The 23,743-nt window shown below is 43.3% G+C and carries 26 protein-coding genes; 4 read left to right on the forward strand and 22 right to left on the reverse strand.

Annotation, left to right across the window (positions count from 1 at the left end):
* Positions 1-19 precede the first annotated feature (19 nt).
* Positions 20-1,132: an alanine dehydrogenase gene (ald, locus tag AB5Y61_RS08535; RefSeq protein ID WP_368403850.1), complete on the forward strand. Its 1,113-nt coding sequence runs from the start codon at positions 20-22 to the stop codon at positions 1,130-1,132.
* A gap of 190 nt (positions 1,133-1,322) precedes the next feature.
* Here the strand turns inward: ald and AB5Y61_RS08540 are convergent, their stop codons facing one another.
* From AB5Y61_RS08540 to rplK, 7 genes are all read right to left on the reverse strand, one after another.
* Positions 1,323-2,318, reverse strand: a complete 996-nt coding sequence (locus AB5Y61_RS08540) for a PhoH family protein (RefSeq protein WP_347112429.1) — start codon at positions 2,316-2,318, stop codon at positions 1,323-1,325.
* A gap of 79 nt (positions 2,319-2,397) precedes the next feature.
* Entirely contained in the window at positions 2,398-2,613 is a 216-nt protein-coding gene (locus AB5Y61_RS08545; RefSeq protein ID WP_003005127.1) for a YozE family protein, read from the reverse strand.
* A gap of 10 nt (positions 2,614-2,623) precedes the next feature.
* Positions 2,624-3,478: an RNA-binding virulence regulatory protein CvfB gene (cvfB, locus tag AB5Y61_RS08550; RefSeq protein ID WP_215194569.1), complete on the reverse strand. Its 855-nt coding sequence runs from the start codon at positions 3,476-3,478 to the stop codon at positions 2,624-2,626.
* 99 nt (positions 3,479-3,577) lie between these two features.
* Complete coding sequence (gene frr / locus AB5Y61_RS08555; RefSeq protein WP_003005165.1) at positions 3,578-4,135, reverse strand: ribosome recycling factor; 558 nt, start codon at positions 4,133-4,135, stop codon at positions 3,578-3,580.
* Positions 4,136-4,154: 19 nt separating this feature from the next.
* Positions 4,155-4,886, reverse strand: coding sequence for a UMP kinase (gene pyrH, locus AB5Y61_RS08560; protein WP_003005706.1), 732 nt, complete (start codon positions 4,884-4,886; stop codon positions 4,155-4,157).
* Between the two features lie 163 nt (positions 4,887-5,049).
* Positions 5,050-5,739: a 50S ribosomal protein L1 gene (gene rplA, locus AB5Y61_RS08565; protein ID WP_003005355.1), complete on the reverse strand. Its 690-nt coding sequence runs from the start codon at positions 5,737-5,739 to the stop codon at positions 5,050-5,052.
* A 97-nt stretch (positions 5,740-5,836) separates the two neighbouring features.
* Entirely contained in the window at positions 5,837-6,262 is a 426-nt protein-coding gene (rplK, locus tag AB5Y61_RS08570; RefSeq protein ID WP_003005369.1) for a 50S ribosomal protein L11, read from the reverse strand.
* Between the two features lie 160 nt (positions 6,263-6,422).
* On the opposite strand from rplK, the gene AB5Y61_RS08575 reads away from it, so the two are divergent.
* Positions 6,423-6,767, forward strand: coding sequence for a DUF3397 family protein (locus AB5Y61_RS08575; protein ID WP_049472904.1), 345 nt, complete (start codon positions 6,423-6,425; stop codon positions 6,765-6,767).
* Positions 6,768-7,065: 298 nt separating this feature from the next.
* On the opposite strand, the gene AB5Y61_RS08580 is transcribed toward AB5Y61_RS08575, so the two are convergent.
* The 7 genes from AB5Y61_RS08580 to AB5Y61_RS08610 form a co-directional block, all read right to left on the reverse strand.
* A complete protein-coding gene (locus tag AB5Y61_RS08580; protein ID WP_368403851.1) occupies positions 7,066-9,384 on the reverse strand; it encodes an HAD-IC family P-type ATPase in 2,319 nt (772 codons plus the stop codon).
* Between the two features lie 8 nt (positions 9,385-9,392).
* Positions 9,393-9,779: an SMU1112c/YaeR family gloxylase I-like metalloprotein gene (gloA2, locus tag AB5Y61_RS08585; RefSeq protein WP_368403852.1), complete on the reverse strand. Its 387-nt coding sequence runs from the start codon at positions 9,777-9,779 to the stop codon at positions 9,393-9,395.
* Positions 9,780-9,845: 66 nt separating this feature from the next.
* Positions 9,846-12,206 (reverse strand): DNA translocase FtsK, encoded by a 2,361-nt coding sequence (locus AB5Y61_RS08590; RefSeq protein WP_368403853.1) that lies wholly within the window; start codon positions 12,204-12,206, stop codon positions 9,846-9,848.
* Between the two features lie 152 nt (positions 12,207-12,358).
* Complete coding sequence (locus tag AB5Y61_RS08595; RefSeq protein ID WP_368403854.1) at positions 12,359-12,862, reverse strand: hypothetical protein; 504 nt, start codon at positions 12,860-12,862, stop codon at positions 12,359-12,361.
* A complete protein-coding gene (locus tag AB5Y61_RS08600) occupies positions 12,855-13,721 on the reverse strand; it encodes a hypothetical protein (RefSeq protein WP_368403855.1) in 867 nt (288 codons plus the stop codon). Before AB5Y61_RS08600 ends, AB5Y61_RS08595 begins: the two co-directional genes overlap by 8 nt.
* A gap of 69 nt (positions 13,722-13,790) precedes the next feature.
* Positions 13,791-14,555: a hypothetical protein gene (locus AB5Y61_RS08605; RefSeq protein WP_368403856.1), complete on the reverse strand. Its 765-nt coding sequence runs from the start codon at positions 14,553-14,555 to the stop codon at positions 13,791-13,793.
* 42 nt (positions 14,556-14,597) lie between these two features.
* The gene (locus AB5Y61_RS08610; RefSeq protein WP_368403857.1) at positions 14,598-15,503 is read right to left on the reverse strand and encodes a hypothetical protein; all 906 of its coding nucleotides are present in this window, start codon (positions 15,501-15,503) and stop codon (positions 14,598-14,600) included.
* Between the two features lie 222 nt (positions 15,504-15,725).
* Here AB5Y61_RS08610 and AB5Y61_RS08615 point away from each other — a divergent pair, with 222 nt between their 5' ends.
* Positions 15,726-16,571, forward strand: a complete 846-nt coding sequence (locus tag AB5Y61_RS08615; protein ID WP_368403858.1) for a peptidylprolyl isomerase — start codon at positions 15,726-15,728, stop codon at positions 16,569-16,571.
* Between the two features lie 40 nt (positions 16,572-16,611).
* On the opposite strand, the gene AB5Y61_RS08620 is transcribed toward AB5Y61_RS08615, so the two are convergent.
* The 8 genes from AB5Y61_RS08620 to tmk form a co-directional block, all read right to left on the reverse strand.
* Positions 16,612-18,153: an ABC-F family ATP-binding cassette domain-containing protein gene (locus AB5Y61_RS08620; RefSeq protein ID WP_129299071.1), complete on the reverse strand. Its 1,542-nt coding sequence runs from the start codon at positions 18,151-18,153 to the stop codon at positions 16,612-16,614.
* 363 nt (positions 18,154-18,516) lie between these two features.
* On the reverse strand, positions 18,517-18,870 hold the full coding sequence (locus tag AB5Y61_RS08625; RefSeq protein WP_031576371.1) for an arsenate reductase family protein: 354 nt from the start codon (positions 18,868-18,870) through the stop codon (positions 18,517-18,519).
* A gap of 5 nt (positions 18,871-18,875) precedes the next feature.
* Positions 18,876-19,367, reverse strand: coding sequence for a methylated-DNA--[protein]-cysteine S-methyltransferase (locus AB5Y61_RS08630; protein ID WP_368403859.1), 492 nt, complete (start codon positions 19,365-19,367; stop codon positions 18,876-18,878).
* Positions 19,351-19,932, reverse strand: a complete 582-nt coding sequence (locus AB5Y61_RS08635; protein ID WP_049516212.1) for a GNAT family N-acetyltransferase — start codon at positions 19,930-19,932, stop codon at positions 19,351-19,353. Before AB5Y61_RS08635 ends, AB5Y61_RS08630 begins: the two co-directional genes overlap by 17 nt.
* 17 nt (positions 19,933-19,949) lie before the next feature.
* On the reverse strand, positions 19,950-20,807 hold the full coding sequence (gene rsmI, locus AB5Y61_RS08640; protein ID WP_014713696.1) for a 16S rRNA (cytidine(1402)-2'-O)-methyltransferase: 858 nt from the start codon (positions 20,805-20,807) through the stop codon (positions 19,950-19,952).
* 2 nt (positions 20,808-20,809) lie between these two features.
* Positions 20,810-21,130, reverse strand: coding sequence for a DNA replication initiation control protein YabA (gene yabA / locus AB5Y61_RS08645; RefSeq protein ID WP_014713697.1), 321 nt, complete (start codon positions 21,128-21,130; stop codon positions 20,810-20,812).
* 9 nt (positions 21,131-21,139) lie between these two features.
* Positions 21,140-22,033: a DNA polymerase III subunit delta' gene (locus AB5Y61_RS08650; protein WP_368403860.1), complete on the reverse strand. Its 894-nt coding sequence runs from the start codon at positions 22,031-22,033 to the stop codon at positions 21,140-21,142.
* On the reverse strand, positions 22,030-22,668 hold the full coding sequence (gene tmk / locus AB5Y61_RS08655; RefSeq protein WP_368403861.1) for a dTMP kinase: 639 nt from the start codon (positions 22,666-22,668) through the stop codon (positions 22,030-22,032). Before tmk ends, AB5Y61_RS08650 begins: the two co-directional genes overlap by 4 nt.
* Positions 22,669-22,817: 149 nt before the next feature.
* On the opposite strand from tmk, the gene AB5Y61_RS08660 reads away from it, so the two are divergent.
* A complete protein-coding gene (locus AB5Y61_RS08660) occupies positions 22,818-23,705 on the forward strand; it encodes a YitT family protein (protein ID WP_014713700.1) in 888 nt (295 codons plus the stop codon).
* Positions 23,706-23,743 lie beyond the last annotated feature (38 nt).

The raw sequence follows: 23,743 nt of genomic DNA on the forward strand, positions 1-23,743 counted from the left end.
TAAGTAAGGAGAAATAATCATGTTAATCGGTATTCCAAAAGAAATTAAAAACAATGAAAATCGGGTCGGTTTGACACCTGCAGGCGTACAAAGCTTGGTGAAGAAAGGGCATCAAGTTTTGGTGGAAACCAATGCCGGACTCGGTTCTGGCTTTGCAGATGAAGATTACGTTAAACAAGGGGCAACCATCGTTGCGACTGCTGCAGAAGCTTGGGACACTGAGATGGTGGTGAAAGTCAAGGAACCTCTCGCTGAAGAATACGGCTTCCTTCGCGAAGACCTCTTGCTCTTCACTTACTTGCATATGGCTGCAGCTCCTGAATTAGCGGACGCTATGGTCGCAGCGAAAACAACAGGAGTTGCCTACGAAACGGTTCGTGACCAAGATGGCCAATTGCCCCTCTTGGTGCCAATGAGTGAGGTTGCTGGACGAATGGCGGTGCAAATCGGTGCTCACTTCTTAACCAAACAAGAAGGTGGATCTGGTGTCCTCCTAGGAGGGGTGCCAGGTGTTCCCAAAGGAAAAGTCACCATCATCGGTGGTGGGGTCGTTGGAACCCACGCAGCTCGGATCGCTCTTGGACTCGGTGCCCAGGTTACCATCTTGGATATCAGTGCTAAACGTTTAGCCGTTCTGGAAGATGTCTTTGGTCACCAAATCCAAACCCTCATGTCCAACCCCTTTAATATTGAAGCCAGCGTCCGTGATGCCGATGTTGTCATCGGTGCTGTCTTGATTCCTGGTGCGAAAGCTCCTAAATTAGTGACAGATGATATGGTTAAACAAATGCGTCCCGGTTCTGTCATCGTCGATGTGGCCGTTGACCAAGGTGGGGTAATTGAAACAGCAGATCGTGTGACAACACATACGGAGCCAGTTTACGAAAAACATGGCGTACTCCACTATGCCGTTGCCAATATTCCAGGGGCAGTCGCTCGCACTTCTACCATCGCCCTTACCAATGTGACCCTTCCTTATGTCGAAGCTTTAGCTGACAATGGCTTCCACAAGGCAATTGCCCTCGACGAAGGCTTGCGAGAAGGTGTTACCACTTACCAAGGTCATATCACCAGCCAACCTGTTGCTACTGGTTTAGAGCGCGACTTCACTTCAATTGATGAATTAGTATAATTACTGACATTTAAAGGCTGGGCACAAAGTGTCCAGCCTTCGTTGTATGATAGAAATAACTACATGACGCAGTGGTTGAGTGGGCTCTACTACGCTGATTTCATCAGCTTTTACAGCCCTACTCAACTGTGCGGAGGTGGGACGACGAAATCGAATTCTAACGAATTACCGATTTCTGTCCCCCTCTCTTTTATTCTGCTTCTTCCACATCCGGTTTTTCTTTGAGCACTGGATTTGGGATGGGCTCGTAGGCCCGGATAATCTCTGCTACTACTGGATGGCGAACGACATCCTTGGCAGAGAAATGCACAAAGTCAATTTGAGAAATGTTCTTCAATTTCTCCTGAGCATCAATTAAGCCTGATTTGACATTTCGAGGAAGGTCAATCTGGCTAGTATCTCCATTGACAATCATCTTAGAGTTAAAACCAAGACGGGTCAAAAACATCTTCATCTGCATGATGGTGGTGTTTTGCGCTTCATCGAGGATGACAAAGGCATCGTCCAAGGTCCGCCCCCGCATATAAGCCAAAGGCGCAATCTCGATAATCTCCCGCTCCATCATCCGAGTTGTTTGGTCTTTCCCTAAAATCTGGTATAGAGCATCATAGACCGGTCGTAGATAAGGGTCCACTTTTTCTTTGAGATCTCCTGGAAGGAAACCAAGGCTTTCTCCGGCTTCCACAGCTGGACGCGTCAAAATAATCCGCTTGACCTGACCACGCTTGAGGGCGGTCACGGCCAAGGTCACTGCTAGGAAGGTTTTCCCAGTCCCCGCTGGTCCAATCCCAAAAGTGACATCATGGTTCTTGACACTATCAACATAGATCTTTTGACCAAGCGTTTTAACTCGAATGGGCTTGCCGTAACTATCCTTGATAATCTCTTCTTCATAGAGAGCGATGAACTTATCCAATTCCCCATTTCTCACCATGGTAATGGCGGTCACCACATCCGGCGTTCCAATGGTCATGCCACGGTTAACGAGGACCAAAAGAGCCTGGATGACTTGACGAACCTGCTCGCAGGTTTCTTCTTCCCCAATGATTTGGACGATTTCTGTCCGGGCATGAATAGTTACCCCAAATTCTTGCTCCATCAAACGAAGATGGCGTTCGTTAGATCCAAACAAATGAAAGAGATCGTCTGGATGCGTTAATGTAATTTCAACTGAATGTTCTTGCAAATAAAGAACCTCTCTACCTGTATTTTTCTATTATTATAACAAAGAGGCCGAGAAAAAACCATCCTCGACCTGTCCTTTTCTAGTGGGCTTGGTATTCTTCCCAAATCGCATCAAAATCGCCAAGATTAAAGGAAAAGCTCGCATGCTCTTCTAGATAGCGACTGACCTCGTCGAAGTCATCTGTATGCTTGGGAAAAGCAGACTCGTGAAATGCAAGATCTGCAAGAATGGCTTTAGGAGCATTGCTTTTAGGATTGCGCTCCGTCATCAACCAAGTATAAAATGATTTTCGCATAAGCCTCCTCTTAGATCAACTCTGTTCCAAACTGGTCTTGCTTGATTTTTTTGGCCTTCATCAAACCACCCAAAGCCTTTTTGAACTGACCTTTTGAAATCCCAAAAGTTGCCTTGATCTCTTCTGGAGATGACTTATCATTCAGGGTCATAAAGCCACCATTGGCTTCCAAATAGGTCAAAATCATTTGGGCATCGTTTTCCAACATTTCAAACGAGCGTGGCTTCAAAGATAGATTCAAGGTCCGATCTACCTCACGGAATCCAATGACCCGGGCATCTAGGACTTGTCCCAAGCGTGGTTCTGCATAGCGCTCACTCGGATGAATAAAGCCCAGCATATTGTTCTCTGGAAGGTAAACAAAGGTTCCAGACAATTTCAAGCGGTAGACAATGGCTGGCCAGTTTTGGTTTTGCATATTGTTGTAGGCTGGACGAGCCAAACGCTGGAAATCTTCCTGGTAGGCTAAGATCCCCCAAATCCGATCTTTCTTATCGACTTCTAAACGAATATAGAGACGATCGCCCTTTTTAGGCCATAGATCTTTGATCTCCGGTAGGATATCTAGTGAGACAACAATCTGCTTATCTGGAAGCCCTGTGTCCACAAAGACTCCCAAATCCTTGCGCACTTCCGTGACCGTTCCCCAGCCAAAGCTTTCTTGAGTTGCAGTGACTTCAAGTGTCGTGAGTCGGAGCTTTTGCTTCATATCCGTATAGGCAAAGCCCTTGACACTTTCTCCAACTTTGTGTGGGCCTTCTGCTTTATCAAGCGCGTAGGTCTGGCCATCTTTTTGAACAAAATAGAAGTGATCATTTTCATCGATGACCATTCCCATGATGTAGCTTGCTAGATTCGTATTCATGTTTCCTTCTTTCCTCTTGCCTCTTCACAAGAATAATGGAAATAAAACCCAGCCAGCAATGCCAACTGAGTCTATCTTTCCTGTAATGGTTGGGATGGATTAAACTTCCATCAATTCTTTTTCTTTGTGCGCTGTCATTTCATCTACATGCTTGACAGCGTCATCCGTAACTTTTTGGATCTCTTTTTCAAGACCTTTCAATTCATCTTCTGTGATTTCTTTTGCTTTTTCTTGTTTCTTCGCTTCATCCATAGCATCGCGACGGATGTTACGGATCGCTACTTTAGCATTTTCACCCACTTTTTTCACTTCTTTTGCCAAGTCACGACGAGTTTCTTCTGTCAAAGCTGGGATAACCAAGCGGATAACAGATCCATCGTTGGCTGGAGTGATGCCAAGGTCAGAAGCATTGATGCTGTGCTCGATGTCTTTCAAAGATGATTTATCAAATGGTGTGATCAACAAAACACGCGCTTCTGGAATGGTGATAGATGCCAATTGGTTCAAAGGAGTCTCTACTCCGTAGTATTCTACGAAAATACGATCCAAAAGACTTGCGTTTGCACGTCCAGCACGGATGCTACCAAATTCACGTCCCAAACTTTGGTGAGACTGGGTCATTCTTTCTTTTGCTTTTTCTACGATTGGGTTTGCCATAATCTTCCTCTATTTTCTATTATTTTTCTACGTTATTCGATACGGTTGTACCAATATTTTCACCAAAGACAACGCGTTTGATATTGCCTGGTTCATTCATATTAAAGACAACCAAGTCAATGTCGTTGTCCATGGAGAGAGTAGAGGCTGTTGAGTCCATGATGCGAAGACCTTTATTGATCACATCGCGGTGAGTCAATTCCTCAAATTTCACAGCTGAAGCATCTTTTTTCGGATCGGCATTGTAAACACCATCGACCCCATTTTTAGCCATGAGAATGGCATCTGCTTCAATCTCAGCTGCACGAAGGGCTGCTGTCGTATCTGTTGAGAAGTAAGGAGAACCGATCCCTGCACCAAAGATCACGATCCGATCTTTTTCAAGGTGACGAAGGGCACGACCACGGATATATGGTTCTGCAACTTGTTGCATAGCAATCGCAGTTTGAACACGGGTATCCACGCCAACTTGTTGAAGCGAATCAGCCATCACAAGAGCGTTCATGACAGTACCAAGCATACCTGTGTAGTCTGCTTGGACACGATCCATCCCTGCTTCAGCAGCAGGTTCTCCACGCCAAAGGTTTCCCCCTCCAATCACCAAGGCAATTTCAATTCCAAGTTCGTGAACTTCCTTGATTTCTTGGGCCATATTTTGGACAGTTTTGATATCGATTCCGACACCACGTTCGCCAGCAAGGGCTTCACCAGATAGCTTGATTAAGATACGTTTATACTTAGGTTCTACCATTTTCTCTCTCCTTTTTTGATCTGTATTATTTTACCATAAATTACGCTTTTTATATAGTCATATCCATCAAAATTTTCTTTTTTCCATCCGATTAGTTTTACCAACTGTAGCAAATAAAAATGGCGTACAAAAAAAGCTACCCGAAGGTAGCTTTTCATTTCAATTAAAGTGAGTTAACATCCACTTTGATACCAGGACCTTGAGTTGTAGTCAAAGTCAAGCTAGTTACGTAAGTACCTTTAGCTGTAGCTGGTTTTGCTTTTTGGATTGTGTCGTTGAAAGCTTTAAAGTTTTCAACCAATTTAGTATCATCGAATGAAACTTTACCGATGATCGCTTGAACGATACCTGCTTTATCAGCACGGTAAGTGATTTTACCACCTTTAGACTCTTCAACTGCTTTCGCAACATCCATTGTTACTGTACCAGTTTTAGGGTTTGGCATCAAGTTACGTGGTCCAAGGACACGTCCAAGACGTCCAACAAGAGCCATCATGTCAGGTGTAGCGATAACAACGTCGAAGTCCAACCAACCATCGTTGATTTTCGCAACAAGGTCATCTTCACCTACGAAGTCTGCACCAGCAGCTTTTGCTTCTTCAGCTTTTGCACCACGTGCAAATACAAGAACGCGAGCTGTTTTACCAGTTCCGTTTGGCAATACCATTGCACCACGGATTTGTTGGTCAGCTTTTTTCACGTCGATGTTCAAGTTGTAAGCAACTTCTACAGTTGCGTCAAATTTTGCAAAGTTAGTTTCTTTTGCAAGAGCTACAGCTTCTTCTACGCTGTAGACTTTTGTGCTGTCGATTTTTTCAAGAGCAGCACGAAGTTGTTTGCTTTTTTTAGCCATTTTATCTTTCTCCTTGTAATGTGGTCATATCGATTTTCATCTCCCACGTCACTCGTCATTTGATCAAGTGTATTGCGGGCAAATAGGATTGTTACAATTAGTCAGTAACAGTGAATCCCATAGAACGAGCAGTACCTTCGATCATACGCATTGCAGACTCAATGTTTGCAGCGTTCAAATCTGGCATCTTAGTTTCAGCGATTTGTTGTACTTGTGCACGAGTTACAGTTGCAACTTTCGTTTTGTTCGGTGTACCTGAACCTTTTTCAACACCTGCAGCTTTTTTCAAAAGAACAGCAGCTGGTGGTGTTTTTGTAACGAAATCGAATGATTTGTCTTCATAAACAGTGATAACAACTGGGATGATCATACCAGCTTGATCAGCTGTACGAGCGTTAAACTCTTTAGTGAATCCCATGATGTTGATACCTGCTTGACCAAGCGCTGGACCAACCGGTGGAGCTGGAGTAGCTTTACCAGCAGGGATTTGCAATTTTACAAGTTTTTCGACTTTTTTAGCCATTTCTTAAATCCTCCTTTGTGGTTTTGGCGGTAATTACAGATTTTTACCTCCCACAAGTATGCTTTGTGCATACCTTTCTATTATACACGATTTCTCTTTTTTTGCAAGAAAAAATTAAAATATAGTAAACTTTTTTTTCGTTTTATGATAGAATGAAGCTATGTTAATCAAAGTTGCTTCTGTATTATTTATTTTTTTAACGCTGATTCTGAGCGGCATCATTGTTCACCTCTTTAAACTCCAAAAAAGAGGATGGCGATCCACCGATATTGCTTTTCCATTATTTGCCTTGGAGTACTACCTGATTTCAGACAGCGCTTTTTACCACAGCCTCTTACCACTATTAGCCTTGAGCCTTTCGCTTTTGGCCTTGGGACTAACGGTTTATTTCTTAAAAAAGAAAAAGAGTTTTTATTATCCTAAATTTATCAAATACTTCTGGCGCGCTGGATTTCTGGTCACTTTCTTGCTCTATCTGATCTTAACCGCTAGTTTGTTTATCTAATGCCAAAAGGCAACTCTATCTTTAGAGTTGTCTTTTTTATAAATAACCCTGATGATACTGCATAGACTGAAGTCATTTTAAGTTTAAATTCTCCAAATATTTACTGAAACTTTCCGACGTGAGAAAAGTGCTAGAAACACGATTGTTTCTAGCACTCGGGAGTTTTGAATCTTTAGGTTCAAAACTAAGTCATGGAACTTCGTGGAAGTTCGCTGACGTCCGTACTCACCTAAGGAAAGTTTCCAAATTATCTTTTTCTTCAATCTGAGACAACTCCATCTTTAAGAGTAGTCTTTTTTTATTTCTTCCGATGAAAGAACCAGCCCACTAGTTTCTTAAAGACTTGAATCAAGATGAGAGCTAGAGCTGCCATGATGGCGCAGATAAGCAGCGTTTGGATCCTCAAGGGGCTCATGTTAAAGAATCTCCCTAAGATACTGCTTGAAACCAGGAAGGCTAGGATATTTCCTAGAAGAACCAGTCTCTTGTAGTGATTGAGAGGCTGGGATTCTTGGTAGATGATGGTAAATCCAACGAAGGCCATCAAGCAGATGGCTGCACTTGAGAGTTCTTCCGATCTCATGCCAAATGTTGAAGAGAGCAACACCAAACTAAAGATCAATATAAAATCCGTCAAGGCAGCAGGTAGCGCATTTTTAAAGACCGTTTCGATAAAGCGCCCTTTGATGCGCTCGCTATTGGGCTCAAGCGCTAGGAAGAATCCTGGAATCCCAATCGTAAAACCACTGATCAAAGACATCTGCGACGGCATGATGGGATAGGTAAAGGCTAAGAGCGTCACAGAGATGGCCAACAAAATGGAAAAGATATTCTTGATCAAAAAGAGACTGGCTGATCGTTGAATATTATTGACCACTCGCCGACCTTCTGCCACGATAGACGGCATCTTTCCAAAGTCAGAATCCAGTAAAACCACTTGCGCCATCTTCTTGGTCGCATCGTTTCCAGATTCCATCGCAATACTACAATCCGCTGTTTTGAGGGCCAGAATATCGTTGACGCCATCTCCAGTCATGGCGACTTTATGACCCTTTGCCTGCAAGCCTTCAACAAGGCTTTTCTTTTGCTCTGGTGTCACTCGTCCAAAGACCGTATATTGGCTCGCTGCTTGGTGCAAATCTTCTTCCGTCAGTAAGGTTCTGGCATCGATTAGATCTTCTGCTCCTTTAATGCCTGCTTTTTGCGCAATAGCTGAGACTGTTGCTGGGTTGTCCCCTGAAATGACCTTAATGGTCACCCCTTGTTGTTTGAAGTAGGAGAAGGTTTCTTTGGCATTTTTTCTCAAAGGATTGGAGAGAATAATCCAGGCTACCAAGTCTACAGGAGCCTCTAAAGTCTCTCCCAGGTGTTCTCCCTTATATTTCCCAAAGGCCAAGACCCGATTACCTGCCTGAGTAGCAGGAGCTATCTCCTTTTCAACCTCAGGGAAGCCCTCTCGTAAAACAAATTCTGGTGCGCCTAATACATAGATTCCAGATTCAAAGGCAATGGCCCCATACTTTTTCTTGGACGTAAAGGGCTGAACGTCGAGGGCCTTCCAAGGCCGGCTGACTGGAGTCTTGTGAAATTTACGGATCGCATCCATGGTATCGTTTTGATCCATACTAGCTTCTACATACTGAGCTAGAGCTTCCAAGTCTTGAGCGCCTTTAACTGGACGAATCTCTGTCACTTCCATACCAGGCTCTGTAATGGTCCCTGTCTTATCGACACAAAGGACATCCACGCGCGATAAGGTCTCAATCCCCTTCATACTATTGAGCAGAACCTTTTCCTTAGCCAATCTGACAGCACCTAGAGCCAGTGCCAAGGTCATCAATAGATACAAGCCTTCCGGAATCATCCCGATCAAGGCCCCGACTGTTGAAGTCACACTGAGCTTAAGACTATCGCCTAGGCTGATATAGCTGCGAAGAAAAAGGAGAGAACCTAGCGGAATGATGAGAAGACCAATGATCCCTACAATACGATTGACCGCATGGACCATGTCAGACTCCTCATGAGACTTGACCTGCTTGGCTTCCAGGCTCAGTTGGTTGATGTAGGAGTCATTCCCAACTTTTTCCAATCGCGCCAGTCCTTGACCAGCGATCACAAAACTACCTGACATGAGCGCGTCTTGCGCTCCTTTTTTGACCTCATCGGCTTCACCGGTCAATTGCGATTCATCGACTTTTAGCTCGCCCTCCAGCAAAAACCCATCCGCATAGATCTGGTCTCCAGCTTGAAAGCGAACTAGATCGCCCTCCACCAGCTGATCGATAGGTAGAGCAAATTCTTTTCCTTCGCGAAGAACGATCGCCTCACTCATATGTAGAAATTGCATCTGACGCAAGATCCGTCTAGAGCGGACTTCCTGCACAATTCCTACCAGGGAGTTGACCACGACGACCGGGACAAACAAGAGATTGTTCCAAGACTTCACTGCTACCAGCAAGACCGCTAAGACCAGGAAAATCAGATTAAAGTAGGTAAAGACATTGTCTCGAATGATCTGCCCAATACTTTTTTCTGTCTTAATCGTGACCTTATTTTGTTTGCCCTCTTGGATCTTTTTCGCTACTTCTTCCTGACTGAGTCCTTCTAATCTATCCATTGCTTTCCTCACTCATGTATTTCCAAGGGCAATCCTTCTGGATCGAAGAAAAATGCCATCTTCTTGCCATCAAAATCATCATAGCGAAGGCCTGTATTCTCAATACCTAGCTGATCCAATCTAGCTAGATAGGTCTCTACATCGTCCACTTGAAAGGCCAGATGACGCAGTCCCGTATGCTCAGGCAAGGGGAGCTTAGGCCGTTCTGGGGCCGTCGGTTTGATAAAGAGTTCTAAAGTCAGCTGCCCTTGGCGGAGATTGATCAAGATATCTCCGCGTTCGGGACGGTCATACTCACTGACAATTGCAAATCCCAACTGGTCCACATAAAAGTGCAACATGGTGTCGCGATCCCGTCCAATGATGGCAATATGATGAATCGTATCTAACTTCATCTGGTCCTACTTTCTATTTTCTATAAAAAGAAAAGGGAGTGGGGCATATGCCCTTTTTCCCTATCCTTATGATTGTTGCAATACTTTTCGAGGTTTGGTTCCTTCAGCTGGTCCAATCACACCCGCTGCTTCCAACTCTTCCATGAGGCGAGTCGCCCGGTTAAAACCAACCGATAAGCGGCGCTGGATCATCGAAGCACTGGCTTTTTGGGTCTCGATGACGAGTGCTTTGGCCTCTTCAAAGAGAGGATCGCCTTCGTCTGAGCCACCCATGCCTCCGTCAAAGTCTGACTCCGATACTTCTCCTGGATCAAAGGCATCATCATAATCGGCTTCTGCCTGCTCTTTGACAAAGTTGACAATCCGCTCTACATCGTCATCTGAGATAAAGGATCCTTGCAGACGAATCGGGTGGTTTTCATCGATCGGTTTAAAGAGCATGTCTCCGCGACCGAGTAGTTTCTCTGCCCCATTTTCATCCAAGATGGTCCGTGAGTCGGTCCCAGATGATACCGCAAAAGCGACACGGGAAGGCACATTGGCCTTGATCAAACCTGAGATAACGTCAACCGATGGCCGTTGGGTCGCAAGGATCATGTGGATCCCAGCCGCACGCGCCTTTTGTCCAAGGCGAATAATGGCATCTTCCACTTCTTTACTTGCGACCATCATCAAGTCTGCCAACTCATCGACAATGACCACAATCAATGGAAGTGGTACTTGCTTCATCTCAGACTGGGCATTGTACTCAGCCACCTTGGCATTAAAGCCAGCAATATTCCGAGCGCCCACTTTCGAGAAGAGCTCATAGCGATTTTCCATCTCATCGACAACTTTTTGCAGGGCCCGACTAGCCTTGCGTGGGTTGGTCACCACTGGAATCAAGAGGTGAGGAATATCATTGTAGACAGAAAGCTCCACCATCTTTGGATCGACCATCATAAACTTGACTTCGTCCGGACGAGCCTTCATCAAAATACTCGAAATAATTCCATTGACCGCTACTGACTTACCAGATCCAGTAGAACCCGCTACCAAGAGGTGGGGCATCCGAGCCAAATCAAAGGTCCGAGCCGAGCCATCTACAGCCTTCCCAAGAGGAATCTCAAGGAGTTTAGCCGGATCTGTTTTGGACTGCTCCCACAATTCACGGAAGGAAACGGTCGCAATCTCTGAGTTAGGCACTTCAATCCCGACCAGAGACTTCCCTGGAATCGGTGCTTCAATTCGCACATCCTTGGCTGCTAGGGCCAAGGCCAAATCATCTGCTAGATTGGAGATACGGTTGACCCGCACACCGACAGCTGGCTTGACTTCATACTTGGTAACAGAAGGGCCGATTTCCGCCCGCTCCACTGTCGCCTTGATATTGAAGCTTGCAAAGGTCTCTTCCAAAATACGGATATTCTGGCGAACGATGTTTTTCTCTTTGGATTGATTTTTCGGCTTATCAGGTGCGAAGAGATCAATTGTTGGAAGCTTGTACTGGAGGAGTTCCTTAGGTGTGAAATCCACTTGAACTTCTTCCCCATCGTCCTCGAATTCTTCGGCTTCCGGAAACTCTTCGTATGCTTCAGGCTCTTCAGGCCATTCTTGATCTGGCAGGTAAATCTCTGGTGTTGCTGGTGCGACAATTTCGGCTTCTGGGAAGGGCTCTGTGAACGGCTCTTCCGCCAACACCTCTCCCGTTTCAGGGTCTACAGGATGCCCTTCCATTGAAAGGGGAGTTGGAAAAACTGCACTTGCTTCTTCTTGCTCTCTTTCAGCTGCAGCAGCTTCCTCGGCAGCTCTCGCTTCTTTTTCAAGGAATTTCTGCTCGCGACGCTCTTTGCGTTTCTCCATAGAAGCGTGGAAGGCTTCCGATCCCTTTTCAAACAAATCATAGATGGAGTAAGGACTCATCAAGAGAATCCCCAATCCAATAAAGAGAAGGCCAATAAAATAAGAGCCAATATTTGAAAACAGGAAGGAAATCGGAGCATAAAGAAGGGCACCGATCATACCACCACCGGCAAAGCTCTCCACTCGCAGATGAATCAGGTCTGCCATGATTCTTGAAAAGGTGACCTTGATCCCATTATTGTCTAAATGAAGGGAGGATACAAAGAAGGCCTGAAACATCAAGAGAAGCCCAGCAAAGAAGCTTAGGAATCCTGAAATCACCCCTTCGTGTTTGTCCAGCCATTTAAAGGCATAGAGGTAGAAAAAGGTCGCTAAAATAGCCAAGTAAGCCAAACTCCCAACAAAGAGTCGGATCAAGTTGTAGGCCAAGACCCCTACTGCTCCCAATTTCAAGGTCGCAAAAACTAAAACCAGACTAATCAGAATGGTCGCAATCATGCGATGAATTGCTTTTTTTCTTTCTAATTCTGCTTTGGACAGTCGTCTCGTCGACCGTGTTTTTTTTGATTGATTATTGTTTGCCATAACCTTTATTATATCACAATTCCAAGCCAGTTCTCTAGTAAAATCACTTTCACAAATTTGTAGCAGAAAGCAGAAAAACAGCACCGAGTGGGCACTGTTCTTTAGAGCTGTTTAGAACGATATTCAATGATGTTCAAATTCCAAAATGGTTCTTACTCAGATTTTTTATCCTCCGGTGTGATGGTATCTAGAACTTGGTCGAATTTTTGCTCTCTTTCCAAGTCATGATCCATTTGAATGATATCGATTTGATCTTGTAAATTTGTCTGTTGGACTTGTGGTTTGAATGACGAAGCAAATCCTACTCCAATCACCAATAGACTCGCTCCAAGGACGCAAAGCCTTTTGACATGCCAAGCCATCGGCAAGGGAATCTTCGCTCGAATCCCTGATTTCTTAACCCAATCCGGATGATCTCGCATCACACGATTTGCTGCCATCAGAGGCATCAGGTAGCCAAAGAGCGCAATGACCGTTGTCAACCCAATAACCCGAAAACGATTCTGATTGGATGGAGAAACATGATTCACTTCCATCAAGACCATTCCCACAATCACTAAAATAATGACCAGCAATAGCCCCAAAGATCTCCATAGACCTTCCCTGCGGTAACATTTCAATTCATCAAACGACATCTCCTTAAAATTCTTATTCATTTTTCAACAACTCCTTATGCTTCTTTAAGTACTTCATCCCATACCATTCTTCCAGCGATTTTCCTTCGAACTCTCGATATTCCTCTGAATATTTATTTCGATAATAACCATACAGTGAATAGGGTAACATCATCACTACTATCATACCCAGCATAATAATATTTCCAAAAAATATCATTCCTATAAATGATATGGTTCCTAAAAAATCAGCTTTCACTTCCCCAACTTGGGGGAAAAGAAATTTCAGAGCTAACCAACCTACTACAATTATCCCACCTAATCCAGTAATGACTTCTATGAACTTTTGCTGTTTAGCAGTTGCACTAGGATCCTGCACTCCATAAAGACGAGTTTTTAGCGATTTCATTCTAGATTGGATAATCATAAACAATATGATTCCGGTAAGAACATAGAATAAAACCAACCCCAAAATCGTAAGGTATCTACCTATGAAGGCGATAAAAAACAAATTCAGAACAAGCACCATCCAAATCAGAAATAGATTCGAATTCAAGATACTAGTATAAGGAATCTTTGCATCATATTTTCTACGCAGATTTTTTCTACAAACAAGAAACCATAAAAACCAACACAAGAAAAACAGCCAAAGTGGATAGAAATTGATCCCCCAGGTTTCAACTGGTGCATCTGGATCAGGATGATGAATTTGCGACTCCATTAATGCAGAAAATCCAAACATGAACAGTATGCCCATAAATGAAAATAGTTTTCTCGCAATACTTAATGGCTTTGTGTAGATTTTTCGGCTATTTGTGTCCCTGACCATATAATCGATAAAGCCATCATGACGCAAACGACGGCTCTCATAAAAATTAGCCTTAAAGATTGATTTTTTCATTCTTACCTTCCAATAACTCCTTATATTTTTTCAGGCTCTTTCAATTAATGTCTATTTCGATTGGAGGATTTACAGATGACTGTCTTCATCCTTCAAGTATTGTTTAGCCTTTCGAACGATATAGAGCGACTCATCTTCTGAGGCTAACTTGCGAAAGAGCTCTTCCGCTCTAGACTTATCGCCTTTAAGAGTAGCATTTAAGGCCTGGTAGTAGATAATTTCCAACTGCTGGTACTTGAAGTCATTGCTTAAGCCTTCGAAATAGTCATTGCTTTGGTGGGCAATGGTTAAATCATAAAGAGCGAGACAGACCTTTTTCGTTTTCTCAGCTAGTGTGGGGTCTGTTATGGTCAATTCATTCAACCGACCCTCCAGTTCTTCTCTAGTCAAATCAGGATCTGTCAGCACGATCGAACGAATAAGATAACTCTCAAAAAAGTTCTTATATTTCTGCGGTAGTTCCTTCTGACTAAGTGCCTCCCTAGCTTCCTCTATAACAGCATCGAAATCTCCCATCATAAAAGAATAGGCGACCGATGTCAACTTCATATCTATCTGTGAAATGGCCTTTTTCACATTCTTGTTCAACTGAAGGTATTGCTGCCAAAAAGCTAAATCTAAGTCTACATGGAGCAAGGTGTTGCACTTGTTAGTATAGCTCTTCTTGAGCAATTGGATGAATAAAAACAAGCCTGCAAGGACCAATAAGAGGCCCGCAGTCTGAAGAAGGGGATCTCTGACCAATAATCCTATACAAACAATCAGAAGCATTGCCAACAAGCCAGCAGATCTAATATAGAGTCTATAGTTTTTGCGCATTTGACCATAATTCATACACATCACTCTTTTCTATTCCTGTTTTCAATGTGGCTAGATTCAATCCTGTAATTCGCCATCTTTTCCATTGTAGTATTGTTTAAACTCTTCATAAGAATGGATTTCATGCTCCTGTCCATCTTTTGAGTAGTAAGCATCTATCTTTACTCCAGAGATTCGATCTTGACCGATATAAGCAAACCAGTGAAGTAGTTGGTCAAAATATTCCGCATTAGACATAGAGTCTTGACGTGGGTATAAGATGTAACCTTCCTTTGAAAGCTTTTCTTTCAATTCAGGATGTTCTTTAAAAATATTTAGATTTTCGCTATTCTTATCTCTATACTCATTAAGCTCTATTCTTGACCCAATACGATACCCTGAATTTTTCACTACCAAACCACCTAAATTAGTATAGGAAGTAAGGATTGCGTCAATAGTTGACACTTCTGTATCTATACTTTCGGATTCAATAAATTCATGATGATCTAAATCATAAAATAATTCATATGATTTTTTTGAATCCTTTGACTCATAATAGCGAAACCATACAAGACTTTGACCTTTATTATTTATCACATCGAAATTTTTCGAGTAAGCTTTTGGAAATTTTTTTCGAATATCTTTTATGAAATCAACTTTCGTTTCTGCCATATCTCTACTTATATCATAATATCGAAATCCAGTATATTCTTTCTGTAAATTGTTTTTGTCTTGTTTTTCATTATAATTAAAACTGACCAAATAACGATTCCCTACAAAATAAAAATCCTTAGCTAGAATATACTTGTTATGATCACCCCAGTATGAAACATTCTTAATATTCCCTGATTCTACATATTTTGAAGCAGGTTCAGTTTTCTTTTGCTGATTAGATTTAGGATGAACCAATACGAATACACACCCTAAAATAAGTAGCAAACTTAATAGAATCCCTGCCATTTTACTATTAAAGTATTTTTTCATTCTTTTCCTCTACAAAACCAATCGTTTCTTTCATAAACTAAACAACTTATCTCCCATCATACCGAATTTTCTATCTCTACGCAACTTCCTTCTTAATTAGTGATTTATCAAGCATTTACAATCTTTAACCAACTTAAGTTAAGAGAGATTTCCGTCTAAATTTGAAAGTATCGCAAAATTAAGGTACAATAGAGAAAGACAACTTTGTTGGAAAGGAAGAATATGAAAAAATTAATCGCACTACTATTATTTTCCGGCTTGGCTTTAACAGCTTGTTCGTCCAATAAGACAGACGCTAACTCTTCAAGCTCAAGCAAAGAAAAGACCGAGCAGACAGCAACTTCTAGCTCTAGTGAAAAAGATCAAAAGAAAATTGAAGAAGAACAAAAGAAATTAGAACAACTGCGCAAAGATTTTAACGAGGCCATGACCAATGAAAATGCCGTCTTCCCACAACTTTCAACTGACGTGGCTGAAGACGAAGCGGAGGTTAAAATCACAACGACTGAAGGCGACATCACTGTGAAGCTCTTCCCTAAATATGCCCCTCTTGCAGTTGAAAACTTCTTGACCCATGCAAAAGAAGGCTACTACAATGGCTTACTTTTCCACCGTGTCATTAACAACTTTATGATCCAAACTGGTGATCCTAAGGGAGATGGTACTGGTGGTGAATCCATCTGGAAGGGCAAAGACAAATCCAAAGATTCAGGTACCGGTTTTGAGAATGAGTATTCTCCATACCTTTACAACCTTCGTGGAGCCCTAGCCATGGCCAATTCTGGTCCAAATACCAATGGTAGTCAATTCTATATCAACCAAAATAAGGAAGATATTTCTAGCAAGCTCCCGACTGATCGCTTCCCAGCTAAGATCATCGATGCTTATAAAAATGGTGGAAATCCAACCCTTGATGGGGGCAACTACACTGTCTTTGGACAAGTCATCGATGGCATGGATGTGGTGGATAAAATCGCATCTGCCGAAACTGATGATAAGGACAAACCAAAATCAGATATCAAAATTGAAAAAATTGAAATCTTAAAAGACTATGATTTCAAGAAATAAGAAATAATGAAAAGAGAACCGCACGGTTCTCTTTTTGTGTTTAAGTCAATTCATTAAAGTCCCAGATTTGGTCCATCCAGCCTTCATAGAAGTCCGGCTCGTGGCAAACCATGAGGATCGATCCCTTGTATTCTTTCAGGGCCCGTTTCAATTCATCTTTAGCATCCACATCCAAGTGGTTGGTTGGTTCGTCCAAGACCAAGACATTGTTTTCACGGTTCATCAAGAGACAGAAACGTACCTTGGCTTGCTCCCCACCGGATAAGACCTGGATTTGGCTTTCAATATGCTTGGTGGTCAAACCACAGCGGGCAAGGGCTGCACGGACCTCTGCTTGGTTGAGAGCTGGAAAGGCATTCCAAACTGCCTCAAGCGGTGTCTGACGATTGCCTCCTTCGACCTCTTGCTCGAAATAGCCAAGCTCTAGGTAATCTCCACGTTCTACTTCTCCAGCGATAGGTGGAATGATTCCTAGCAAGCTCTTCAAGAGAGTGGTTTTCCCGATCCCGTTGGCACCGATGATGGCTACCTTTTGATTGCGCTCAAACGTTAGGTTCAAAGGCTTGGTCAAAGGACGGTCATACCCAATCTGGAGATCCTTAGCCTGGAAGATAAAGCGTCCTGGAGTTCGGGCATTTTTAAAATCAAAGGATGGCTTTGGTTTCTCACTTTGCAGTTCAATGAGTTCCATCTTGTCCAGCTTCTTCTGACGAGACATAGCCATATTCCGTGTAGCTACACGTGCCTTATTACGGGCTACGAAATCTTTCAAATCAGCAATTTCTTTTTGCTGACGCTCATAAGCCGCTTCCAATTGCGATTTCTTCATTTCATAGACTTCAAGGAATTGGTAATAGTCCCCAGAATAGCGGGTCAACTGCTGATTTTCCACATGGTAAACGATATTGATCACATCGTTCAAGAATGGAATATCGTGGGAAATGAGGACAAAGGCATTCTCATAATTTTGCAAATAGCGCTTGAGCCAATCGATGTGCTCTGCATCCAAGTAGTTAGTCGGCTCGTCTAGTAGCAAGATATCCGGTTTTTCAAGGAGGAGTTTGGCCAAGAGGACCTTGGTCCGTTGCCCACCTGAAAGAGAGGTCACATCTGTCTCCATCCCAAAATCCATGACCCCAAGAGCACGCGCCACTTCATCGATCTTGGCATCCAAGGTATAGAAATCACGACTTTCTAGACGTTCTTGGAGTTCCCCAACCTCTTCCATGAGAGCATCGACATCAGCTCCGTCTTCTGCCATAGCCATATAGAGGTCATTGATCCGAGCTTCTGCTGTGAACAACTCATCAAAAGCTGTCCGCAAGACATCGCGCACCGTTTGTCCTTCTTTTAGGACAGCGTGTTGGTCCAGGTAACCAGCTGTCACATACTTAGACCACTCGACCTTTCCTTCGTCTGGTTGCATCTTACCGGTCACGATGCTCATGAAGGTCGATTTCCCTTCACCATTGGCCCCGACCAAACCGATATGCTCTCCCTTTAGCAAACGGAAAGACACATCCTCAAAAATCGCACGATCCCCAAAACCGTGACTCAAATTTTTCACTTCTAAAATACTCATGCTTAACTCTCTTTCGTAGATTTCACTCGTATGATTATATCATCTTCAACTCAAAAAGAAAAGGGAGTCCAACTCCCTTTAGAATATATAAAAATAAATTATAAGTAAGATAGGTTACGCGATTTTGTCAAGAAATCAAAATAAGTTCTAACTTATGAATTTCATAAAGAATATACCGAAACTTTCCGCCGTGAGAAAAGTGCTAGAAACATTATTGTTTCTAGCACTCGGGAGTTTTGAGACCTTAGGCTCAAAACTAAGTCATGGAACTTCTTTGAAGTTCGCTGACGTCCGTACTCACCTAAGGAAAGCTTCTGGCATACTTTTATTATAGATCTGAAGAAAATCCAACTCCCTTTTCTTTTACAAATCCAAGTCTGCGTATGGTTTCCGGTAGCCCACTTGAACCACTTTTCCGTCTTTGACAAGTAGGGGGCGCTTGATCAGCATACCGTCTGAAGCAAGGAGATCCGCTGCTTCTTTCACTGTCAGTTGATCTACCTTATCTTTCAAGCCAAGTTCCCGGTATTTCATCCCGCTGGTATTAAAGAAAGATTTGATCGGTAGGCCAGACGCTGCCATCCAGTCTTGCAATTCTTGACTAGTCGGTGTTTCGGTTACAATATTTTGGCTCTGAAACTCACATTGGAGACCGTCCAATTCTGATTTAGCCTTTCGACAAGTCGAACATTTTGGGTATTCAATAAAGGTATACATCGATTTCATTTCTCCTTCCAGGTAATTCCTTCGTGTTGTAAGAGCCAGCGTTTACGATCGAGTCCAGACGCATAGCCTGTCAATTCTCCATTTTTTCCCATCACGCGGTGACAGGGAACTAGGATCGACAAGGGATTGCGCCCAACTGCTTGTCCCACGGCCTGAGCAGAACCACAAGAAAGATCCTGGGCAAGCTGCCCATAGGTCTTAGTCTCACCATAGGGGATATCTCTCAATAACTGCCACACCCGCTCTTGAAAGGCTGTTCCTTTTGGCGCTAGTGGAAAGCTGATAGCGATTGGTTCTCCTGCAAAATAGTGTTCCAACCACTCCTTTACCTTCTCATGGTAGGGATGGAACTGCTCCAGCGCCCCAAAAGGATCAGGCGCATCTTCTTTCGGATCATAAAAATCAAGCTCTACAAGGCCTTCCTTGCTGACAATGATCGAAAGAAGTCCCATAGGGCTCTCATAGAATTGTTTAAGATAGAGTGTCATTGTAGGCCGCTTCTGCTCTTTGGTCCCAGCGGTCCTCTTCTGAGACCACTTGGAACAAACTGGTTTCTGCTTTTCGTTTGATCTTTTGATAAGCTAGACGGACGCCATCAATTGGGACCTTTCCACAATAATGATAGCCTAATTTTTCAAGCAAATGTTGCATGACCAGATTATCCGGATGCGTATCGCAACGGAAATCAGGCCCTTTTTCTCCTTCGATCAAGCCTTGAAGGAAGGTCTGAGCCACCCCTTTGCCAGCCGCTTCTTTGGCTACAGCGACACGATGAAAGGTAACATACATATAGTTGTCATGCTCCCACTTGCCATCGTAAATCTCATTATAGGCCGCTTCATTTCCCTTGTGGACGGCAGCATAGGCGACGATTTCCTGATCTTCAACGGCTACATAACCACGACTTTCTAGAATATCCTCAAAAATGATCTCTTCATCTGGATAACCATCCTGCCACTGATCGACCTGTCTTTGAGCCAGACTTTCCTTAGCATCTTGGATGATTTCCATAATTCGCTGGATCTCATTTGGATAAGCCATTCTAATTTCCATCCTGCTTCCAACCTTTCCTACTCTTGATGGTAACGAGCATAGAGCTCACTCTTTTGCAGGCCGTATTGTTTGGCGACCTGTTTGATTGCTTGATTCTTCTTCATGCCCTCTTGGACCAAGGTATCGATCTCTTGGATCAAGTCGACCTCTTCTAGGTCTAGCACTTCTTCCTTGGCTCCTTCGACGATCAGGAGGCACTCCCCTTTGAGGGGATTTTCTTCCAGAAATGCGACTAACTCAGAAATACTGCCACGAGTATATTCTTCGTAGATCTTGGTCAATTCACGAACCAAGACAACCGGACGATCCCCATAGACAGCCAACATATTCTCTAAGGTCGCCTTCACCCGATGAGGCGACTCATAAAAAATCTGCGTCTCCGGATAGGCCACTTTTTCTTGGAAAAAAGCCTTTTGTTGCCCCTCTTTGCGAGGCAGAAATCCGTAAAAAATATGAGGTTGGGGTGCTAGGCCACTGGCAATCAAGCCAGTAATCCCTGCACTTGGACCAGGAACAGCTACGACAGGAATCTCGCGTTCAATCGCTGCCTTGACCAAATCATGACCAGGGTCAGAGATACTAGGGAGTCCTGCATCTGAGACCTGCGCCAAATCTTTTCCAGATTCTAAATGGGCGATCAGATCTGGAATTTTCTCCTGGGCATTATGCTCATGAAAGCTAGTCTGGGGAGTCCTAATCTCAAAATGCTTGAGCAAGAGGCCTGTATTTCTGGTATCCTCAGCTGCGATCAAGTCCACATCCTTTAAGGTCTGGACCATGCGGTAACTCATATCTTCACGATTGCCGATCGGTGTTGGGACTAGGTAGAGGACCCCTGTTTTCTTTTCACCTTTAAAACTTCGTTGGATCTGCATGCTTACTCCCTAAATAACAACTCGTCACAAAACATACACTCTTCATCGTTCTCACGGCGTTGGCCGTAGGAATAAGTACAAATGTGAAAACCGTCATTGTAAATTCGTTGCAAATTTTCACGGCCATGGTGTTGTGACTTTGCGGATGCGGTCTTCTCAACTTCCCCCAAACGCTCTCTCAATTTATCATTTTCTAAGCGAAGAGCTGTATTTTCTTCGATGACTTGTTTCAAATTTTTCTTGATGGCTTCGACTTCAGCCAAGGTGACCAACAAATTCTGAGAAAAGCCGTCTAAAGCATCAAATAATTCTTTTTTATTCATTCTGACTCCTTAACTTTCTAAGCTCAAAACCATATATTCTAGAGCATTTTGAAAAGAAACATTGGCCTTCCACATCCTGCGAGCAAGACTCAATTTTTCCAGCAACTGCTGGGATCTGCTCAAGCGCAACTGCTCTTCTAAAGACAACTCCATCAAACGAAAAGCCTGGCTTTGTTTTTCCTTATCATCTGCTAAGCTCACCAATCGGGTCACTTCCAAATAGGCGCTATTCAAATTGGAGTGACAACGTTCGATGAACTGATTACAAACTTTCGCCAACTCAAAAAAAGTAGCATTCTTTTTTTGCTGCTCTGCCTCTTCAAGACTAAAACTAAATCGAGCTACTAGACTTGCCTGCGATTTAATCAAACCTTCTTTTTCTAGACGTTCGGTAAGGTAGGCTTGCTTTTTGGGAAAATGGACCTGCTGGGCACGACTCTTGATGGTTGGTAAAATCAAGTTTTCATCGGATGTCAACAAGAAGAGATAGATCTCACTCTGGGGCTCTTCCATAACCTTTAAGAGAGAATTCGCTGCATTGGTGTGCATCTTGTCCGCATCTTGGACGATAAAGACCTGCCGACTTCCTTCAAACCCGGATTGAGAAAAGTCTTGAACGAGCGAGCGAATACGATCAGTCTTTATGATCTGGTTGACTGGACGCACGATCTTCACGTCTGAGAATTCTTCTTCAGCAATCAAGCGGCAGGAACGGCATTTGCCACAAGGCCAGACTCCCTGCAAATCTTCGCAAAACTGACTTTGAGCTAGCAAGAGGGCCATCTCAAAACTGGCAAACGAACCTGTAAAGAGATAAGCATGACTGAGCTGTTTGTGTTCTAGGATCTGGGTGAAGCGCTCCACCAATTCTGGCTGGAGCTGTTGGATCTCTTCTAGATTCATTTCAATGTCCCCAAGCGATTTTCTAAAACAGCCAAGACATCCGTAAAGACTGCTTCAAAAGATTGGCTGGCATCGATTTTCACGATGCGCTCTTGTTCCTTTTCATACAAGGCTAAATAACCTTGTCTGACCTTTTGGTGAAGTTCAAATCCTTCCAAATCCAAACGATTGACTTCCCGCTCTTGGTTTTTCGCAATTCGTGAGAGCCCTTCTTCGACATCCAGATCAAAGTAAAGGGTTAGGTCTGGCTTAAGACCATCTGTCGCGAATTGATTGAGCCACTCGATATCTTCCACACTCAGACCGCGACCATACCCTTGATAAGCCACCGAGCTATCAATAAAGCGGTCCATCAAGACAACCTTCCCAGCTGCAAGGGCTGGCAAGACACGTTCCACCAAATGCTGCCGGCGACTAGCAATATAGAGCAACAACTCGGTCTTGGCATCCATACTAGTATGGTCTGGATCCAAAATGACTTGGCGGATCTTTTCGGCAATGTCGACACCACCTGGTTCACGGGTTGTAATAAAAGGAATTCCTTTTTCTTCAAGTAGAGGCAAAATGGCTTCTAGGACCGATGATTTTCCCGCTCCTTCTGGACCTTCAAATGAAATTAATGTACCGTTTACCATAGTATCCTCTTTCTGTTTTTCTTCTTTTTATTTTACCAAAAATAAGGGTAAAAATCTTGTATTTTAGGAGAGAAAATTTTTCAAAGTCATTTTCATTTTTTCACTTTTTTGTTACAATATTCTTATAAAGTTTTAGGAGACAACCTATCATGTTTAAATTTAAAGATATTCTGGCTATCATTTTTGGGGCCGGCATTTTTTCGTTTGGGATCTATTTTTTAGTCATTCCCTTTCACTTCTATGAAGGAGGAGCAACAGGGATTACCTTGATTACCTATTACCTTTTCAAAATCCCTGTATCCATCATGAACTTGCTGATCAATATCCCTCTCTTCGTTTTGGCTTGGAAGCTCCTGGGCAAGAAATCTCTTTATCTGAGCTTACTGGGGACTTTCTCGGTTTCGGCTTGGATGGCTATTTTTGAAGCCATGCCCCTCAGCCACCGCTACCATCACTTCATCTTTGACGCCTTTAAAGGAGATATTCTGCTTGCCTGTATTGCCTCAGGGGTTGTCCTTGGTTTGGGGCTAGGGATCATCTTCAATGCTGGAGGAACCACTGGAGGAACAGATATCCTCGCTCGCATCTTTAATAAATACACTTCCCTCAGTATGGGAAAACTCATGTTGATTGTAGATGCCATTGTTCTGACAACTGTTGTCGTAGTCTTCCAAGATGTCCGTACCGCCATGTATACTCTCTTCTTCATCCTGATTGACACCCTTGTGATCGACTTGATTGGAGAAGGTGGTTTTGCTGGTAAAGGCTTCCTCATCGTTACATCTAAACCAGAAGAAATTGCCCAAAAGGTATCTGACGATCTGGGTCGCGGGATTACCTTTATCCGTGGGATGGGCTATTACAGCCGTAAGGACCTGGATATCGTCTACTGTGTCGTTTCGCGGAATGAGATGAAACAAATGAAAGACATCATCAATCGTATTGATCCATTCGCCTTTATCACTATTTCCGAAGCCCATGAAATTCTCGGCGAAGGCTTCACTTTAGATAAAGAAAAACAACCCATTACCCGTTAATAGAAAAATCAGACTGGATTGTCATCCAGCCTGATTTT

The sequence above is a fragment of the Streptococcus parasanguinis genome, from assembly GCF_040908565.1.
GTDB lineage: Bacteria > Bacillota > Bacilli > Lactobacillales > Streptococcaceae > Streptococcus > Streptococcus parasanguinis_AC.